The sequence below is a fragment of the Isoptericola sp. NPDC060257 genome, from assembly GCF_042726645.1.
Classification (GTDB): domain Bacteria; phylum Actinomycetota; class Actinomycetes; order Actinomycetales; family Cellulomonadaceae; genus Isoptericola; species Isoptericola nanjingensis.
Genome location: NZ_JBHXAW010000330.1, coordinates 1 through 4,391, shown reverse-complemented (window position 1 = coordinate 4,391; position 4,391 = coordinate 1). Strand labels below are relative to the sequence as shown.

Genomic DNA, 4,391 nt, shown 5'->3' with positions numbered 1-4,391 from the left:
GGCAAGAAGCCCCTGGAGGAGTGGGACGCCTACGTGGCGCAGATCGAGGGCCTGAGCTCCCAGCAGTTCATCGACACCATGAACACCGCCCTGGCGCGCCAGGAGGGCTGAGCACTGACCACCGTCGTCGTCCCCGACGCGCCCGCCGCCACGCTCTCCGACGCGTGGCGGCGGTGCGTCGGCACCGGCCGCCTCAACCTCGCCCTGCGCCAGGACTACCAGGACTCGCTCGCCGTGGTGCAGCGGGAGATCGGGTTCCGCCACGTGCGGGGCCACGGCCTGCTGTCGGACGACGTCGGGATCCACCGCCCCTACGACGCGGCGGGCCACCGCGGCACCCGGTACGGGTTCACCTACGCCGACCAGGTCGTCGACGCGTGGCTCGCGCAGGGGATCCGGCCGTTCCTCGAGCTCGGGTTCATGCCGTCGGCGCTCGCGTCGGGGGAGCAGACCGTGTTCTGGTGGAAGGGCAACGTCACGCCGCCGCGCGACCACCGCGAGTGGGCGGCCCTCGTCCAGGCGGTGCTGCGGCACGCGATCGACCGCTACGGCCTCGAGGAGGTGCGGCGGTGGCCGGTCGAGGTGTGGAACGAGCCGAACCTCGTGCAGTTCTGGGAGGGCGCGTCGCAGGAGGCGTACCTCCGGCTCTACGAGGTCACCGCGGCCGCCGTGAAGGAGGTCGACGCCGACCTGCAGGTGGGCGGGCCGGCGATCTCGCCCGGTGCGGACGAGTGGTGGGCACCGTTCGCGGAGTTCGTCGAGCGCCGGGACGTCCCGGTGGACTTCGTGTCCTTCCACGCCTACACGAGCGGCCCCGCGCAGCACGTGCCGTTCGGCACCTACCAGACGCTGCGGCATCCCCGGAACCTGCTGGACCAGTTCGCCGCCCCGGCGAAGCTGTTGGCGGGCACGCGCCTGGAGGGGCTGCCCGCCCACGTCACCGAGTTCAGCACCAGCTACCGCCCGGACAACCCCGTGCACGACACGGCCTACCAGGCGGCGTCGCTGGCGCCCGTGCTCTCCGAGGGTGGCGACCTCGTGGACTCCTTCTCCTACTGGACGTTCTGTGACGTCTTCGAGGAGGAGAACGTGCCGACGTCGGTCTTCCACGGCGGCTTCGGGATGCTCGGGCACCGGCAGCTGCGCAAGCCGGTGTTCCACCTCTACGCCTTCATGGCACGGATGGGCGAGGACGTGCTGCACCGGGGCCTCGACCATCTGGTGACGCGCGACGGCCGCGGCCGGGTGACGGTGCTGGCCTGGCAGCCCGTGGGCGGCTCCGACGACGCCCCGGAGCCGGACCGGCACGAGCTGCGGCTGAGCGTCCCGGTCGGTGGCGTGGCGACGCGTCGGGCGTCGGTGCACCGGTCGCGCGTGAACGACGACGAGGGCAACGCGGTCAGCGCGTGGCGGCACCTGGGCCGGCCGGCGTCGCCGACCGCGCGGCAGCTCGACCTGCTGCACGAGGCGTCCGTGCCGGGGCGCTCGCACACCTCGCTCGAGGTGTCGGGCGGCCGGGTCGACCTGGCGCTCACGCTCGCCCGGCACGAGGTGACGCTGGTGGAGATCGACCCGGTGCACGACGAGACGCCGCCCTGGCTCGACGACGCGCGGATCCTCGGTCGAGAGCACGGTCGAGGGCAGGACCGCGCCGGGGAGGCGTCCTGATGGCGGCGGCGGCCGGGGCGCCCCGCGAGTTCGGGGACGGCGTGCTGGGCCGGATCACGGCGCGCGTCTACTGGTACGTCGTCGTGGGGGCGCTCGTCGCCCTGGGCTGCGTGCCGACGCTGGTGCTGCTCGCGCTCCTGGACCGGTCCACCGGCAACGCGCTGCTGGTGCCGCTGTGCCTGGTGCCGGCGGCGCCGTTCCTGGCCGCGGGGCTCTTCGCCCTGCACGCGCGGGCGGGCGCCGACGAGCCCGTGCCGGGCCGCACGTTCGTGCGCGGACTGCGGCTGAGCTGGCTCGACGCGCTGCGGCTGTGGGTGCCGGCGACGGCGGTGCTCGGCGTCGTCCTCACGTCGGTGGTGCACCGCGAGACCGCCGGCATCTCCGTGCCCTACGCCGTCGTGCTCGGCCTGGTCGGGCTCGGCGTGCTGCTCTGGGCGGTGCAGGCGCTGGTGCTCGCGTCCCTCTTCTCCTTCCGGGCCCGCGACGTGGCCCGGCTGTCCGTCTACTACCTGGGACGGCGGCCGCTCGTCGCCGTCGGCCTGCTCGCGCTCGTCGTGGTGGCGGGCGGCGTGGTGTGGGTGGCGGGCGAGCCGGTGCTCGCACTCGTCGCCGCCGCGTGGCTCGCCTTCCTGCTGCGCGTCGCGCAGCCCGTGCTCGACGACGTCCGCGCGCGCTTCGTCGCCTGAAACCCCGCCCTCGACCTGGAGATCGTCCGTATGCCTGCTCACCTGCCCGCCGGACGCAAGATCCGCTACGGCGGCGACTACAACCCCGAGCAGTGGCCGCGGGAGGTGTGGGAGGCCGACCACGCCGCGTTCGACCTGGCGTCGATCGACACGGTGACGCTCAACGTCTTCTCCTGGGCGACGCTGCAGCCCGACGAGGACACCTACGACTTCGCGCTGCTCGACGCGATCGTCGAGCGCACCGTGGCCGCGGGCCGCGACGTCGTGCTCGCGACGTCGACCGGCGCGCTGCCGCCGTGGCTCGCGCACCGCCACCCCGAGGTGGAGCGCACCGACTTCCAGGGCCGGCGGCACGTGTACGGGCAGCGGCACAACGCGTGCCCCAGCTCGCCGGTGTACCGGCGGCTGTCCGCGGAGCTCGCGGGGCGTCTCGCCGAGCGGTACGCGGGCACGCCCGGCCTGGTCGCGTGGCACGTCGGCAACGAGTACGGCGGGTTCGACGGCGGCTGCTGGTGCGACCTGTGCGCGGCGGGCTTCCGGGGCTGGCTGCGGGAGCGGTACGGCACGCTGGAGCGCCTGAACGACGCGTGGAACGCGGCGTTCTGGTCGCACACGTTCACCGACTGGGAGCAGGTCGTGCCGCCGAACATGCTCAGCGAGCACTGGCGCGGGCCCGACCACACCGCCTTCCAGGGGATCACGCTCGACTACCGGCGCTTCATGTCCGACGCGATGCTGGCGAACTTCCGCGACGAGAAGGCGCGCATCCGCGAGCACGACGCGACCACGCCCGTGACCACGAACTTCATGGGCATGTTCCGGCCGATCGACTACCACCGCTGGGCGGCCGACCTCGACTTCGCCTCCTGGGACAACTACCCGCCGGGGCAGCGGGAGCACGCCCGCATGGCGCTGGCCCACGACGTCATGCGCGGCCTGAAGGACGGCGCGCCGTTCTGGGTCATGGAGCAGACGCCGACCATCACCGCGTCGCGCGACGTCAACCCGGTGAAGCGGCCGGGCGTGCTGCGGCTGTGGTCGTGGCAGGCGGTGGCGCACGGCGCGGACGCGGTCCTGTACTTCCAGATGCGGCAGTCGAGGGGCGCGTGCGAGAAGTACCACGGCGCCGTCCTCGACCACGCCGGCCGCACCGACACCCGCGCGTTCCGGGAGGTCGCGGCCCTCGGGGCGGAGCTCGACGCGCTGGGCGACGCCGTCCTCGGCGCGCGCACGCCCGCCCGCGTGGCCCTGCTCTTCGACTGGGACTCCTGGTGGGCCGCGGAGATGACGGACGGCTTCAACCGGCACGCCCGCTACGTCGACACCGTGCTCGCCTACTACCGCGCGCTGTGGCAGGCGGGGGCGCAGGTCGACGTCGTGCCGGCGACCGCCGACCTGGCCCGCTACGACGTCGTGCTCGCGCCCATGCTGCACGTGCTCAAGGGCGACGTCGCCGACCGGCTCGAGGGCGTCGTCGCGCGCGGCGGCTCGGTGCTCGCGTCGTACTGGTCCGGCCGTGCGGACGAGGACGCGAACGCGTTCCTCATGGACGCCCCCGGCCCGCTCGGCCGGCTGTTCGGCCTGCGCGTGGAGGAGACGGACTCCGCCGAGCCGGGCGTCACCAACCCCGTCACCCTCAAGGACGGCGCGGGCGACGACGTCGTCTCCGACGCCGCGCTCGTGTTCGAGGTGCTCGTGCCGCAGGGCGCGGAGGTGGTCGGCACCTACGGCGCCGAGTTCTACGCCGGCACGCCCGCGGTGACGCGCCACCGTCCCGGCGGCCATGACGGCGGGGAGGACGTCGGCGAGGCCTGGTACGTCGCGACGGCGCTGGACGCCGCGGGCGTCGCGTGGGTGGTCCGCCGCGTGCTCGACCGGCACGGGCTCGTGGGGCCGTACGCCGACGCCGACGACGTCGAGCTCGCCGTGCGGCAGGGAGCGGACGGCGCGCGGACGGCGTTCGTGCTGAACCACGCGACCGCCGCCGTCGACGTCGCGGCTCACGCCTCGGGCACGGACCTGCTCACCGGGAGAGCC

General features: G+C 74.1%; 3 protein-coding genes. All 3 read left to right on the top strand.

The window, feature by feature from the left end:
* The first annotated feature begins 114 nt into the window (after positions 1-114).
* On the top strand, positions 115-1,668 hold the full coding sequence (locus ACFWEK_RS19350) for a xylan 1,4-beta-xylosidase (RefSeq protein ID WP_430555094.1): 1,554 nt from the start codon (positions 115-117) through the stop codon (positions 1,666-1,668).
* Positions 1,668-2,354, top strand: coding sequence for a glycosyltransferase (locus ACFWEK_RS19345; RefSeq protein ID WP_430555093.1), 687 nt, complete (start codon positions 1,668-1,670; stop codon positions 2,352-2,354). The genes ACFWEK_RS19350 and ACFWEK_RS19345 overlap by 1 nt, the downstream gene beginning before the upstream one ends.
* Before the next feature lie 30 nt (positions 2,355-2,384).
* Positions 2,385-4,391, top strand: a 2,007-nt coding sequence (locus ACFWEK_RS19340; RefSeq protein WP_430555092.1) for a beta-galactosidase, incomplete at its 3' end; no start/stop codon positions are given.

Excerpts from the sequence above, each read along its gene's own strand:
- ACFWEK_RS19345 (WP_430555093.1), top strand. The coding sequence starts at position 1,668 with ATGGCGGCGGCGGCCGGGGCGCCCCGCGAGTTCGGGGACGGCGTGCTG.